The organism is Brevundimonas sp., from assembly GCF_031082345.1.
Classification (GTDB): domain Bacteria; phylum Pseudomonadota; class Alphaproteobacteria; order Caulobacterales; family Caulobacteraceae; genus Brevundimonas.
In genome coordinates, this window is the sequence record NZ_JAVHLH010000370.1 from 1 (window position 1) to 1929 (window position 1929).

At 67.0% G+C, this 1929-nt stretch carries 1 protein-coding gene; it reads right to left on the minus strand.

Features of this window, described 5'->3' with window-relative positions; translation table 11 throughout:
- The coding region (locus RDU12_RS15405) for a sodium-translocating pyrophosphatase (protein WP_308685519.1) at positions 1-1929 on the minus strand (1929 nt) is incomplete at both ends.

The window sequence follows — 1929 nt, forward strand, 5'->3', positions numbered from 1 at the left end:
CTTGATCATCGGGTTCACCGCCGGACCGGAGGTGTCCTTGTACGGATCCCCGACCGTGTCGCCGGTCACCGCAGCCTTGTGCGCCTCGGAGCCCTTGCCGTGGACGACGCCGTTCTTGTCGGTGAAGCCCTCCTCGATCACCTTCTTGGCGTTGTCCCAGGCCCCGCCGCCCGAAGTCATCGAGATGGCGACGAACAGGCCGGTGACGATGACGCCCATCAGCATGGCGCCGAGCGAGGCGAAGGCCGTGGCCTTGTCCGAGATCGCCAGCACCGCGACGAACAGCACGATGGGCGACAGGACCGGCAGCAGCGACGGCACGATCATCTCGCGAATCGCCGCCTTGGTCAGGATGTCCACGGCCCGGCCGTACTCCGGCTTGACCTCATAGGTCATGATGCCCGGGTTCTCACGGAACTGGCGACGGACCTCGGCCACGACCGACTCGGCCGCGCGGCCGACCGCCATCATCGACATGCCGCCGAACAGGAAGGGCAGCAGCCCCCCGAACAGCAGGCCGACGACGACGTACGGATTGGTCAGGGCGAAGTCGATCGTGCCCATGTTGGCGAAGAACGGATACTCCGCCGCATTGGCCGCGAAATATTCCAGGTCCGAGGTGTAGGCCGCGAACAGCACCAAGGCGCCGAGACCGGCCGAACCGATGGCGTAGCCCTTGGTCACGGCCTTGGTGGTGTTGCCGACCGCATCGAGGGCGTCGGTCGAGTGACGCACTTCCGAGGGGAGTCCCGCCATCTCGGCGATGCCGCCGGCGTTGTCGGTGACCGGCCCGAAGGCGTCCAGCGCCACGATCATTCCGGCGACGCCGAGCATGGTGGTGGTGGCGATGGCGATGCCGAACAGCCCGGCCAGCTGGAAGCTGGCGATGATGCCGACGACGATGGTCAGCGCCGGCAGGGCCGTCGACTCGAGCGAGACGGCGAGGCCCTGGATGACGTTGGTGCCGTGACCCGAAACCGAGGCGTTGGCAACCGAGCGTACGGGACGGAAATTCGAGCCGGTGTAGTATTCGGTGATCACCACGATGGCGGCCGTGACGAGCAGGCCGACCATGCCGGACCAGAACAGGCTCATCGGTTCGATGGCCAGACCGCTGTTGGTGACGATCGGGCCGCCGACCAGGTTGTCGATGACGAAATACACCGCGACCGCCGACAGCACGCCGGTGACGATCAGGCCCTGGTAGAGGGCGCCCATGATGTTCTGCTTCTTGCCCATGCGGACGAAGAAGCTGCCGATGATGGAGGTGACGACGCAGACGCCGCAGATGGCCAGCGGCAGCAGCATCATGGTTTCGACATAGGGCTGGTCGCGGAAGAAGATCGCCGCCAGCACCATGGTGGCGACCGTGGTCACCGCATAGGTCTCGAACAGGTCGGCGGCCATGCCGGCGCAGTCGCCGACGTTGTCGCCGACGTTGTCGGCGATGGTCGCGGCGTTGCGGGGATCGTCCTCGGGGATGCCGGCCTCGACCTTGCCCACCATGTCGCCGCCCACGTCGGCGCCCTTGGTGAAGATGCCGCCGCCGAGACGCGCGAAGATGGAGATCAGCGAGGCGCCGAAGCCCAGGGCGACCAGGCCGTCGATGACCTCGCGGCTGGTAGGCTCGAAGCCCATCACCGCGGTCAGGACGGCGTAGTAGCCCGCCACGCCCAGCAGGGCGCCGCCGGCGACGAACATGCCGGTGATGGCGCCCGAGCGGAAGGCCAGATCCAGGCCCTTCGACAGGCTCTCGGAGGCCGCCTGCGCGGTCCGCACGTTGGCGCGGACCGAGATCAGCATGCCCGCGAACCCTGCCAGGCCGGACAAGACGGCGCCGATGACGAAGCCGAATGCGGCCCACTGTCCGATCAGGAACCAGGCGGCGATCAGAATGACGACGCCGACCATGGCGATGGTCATGTATTG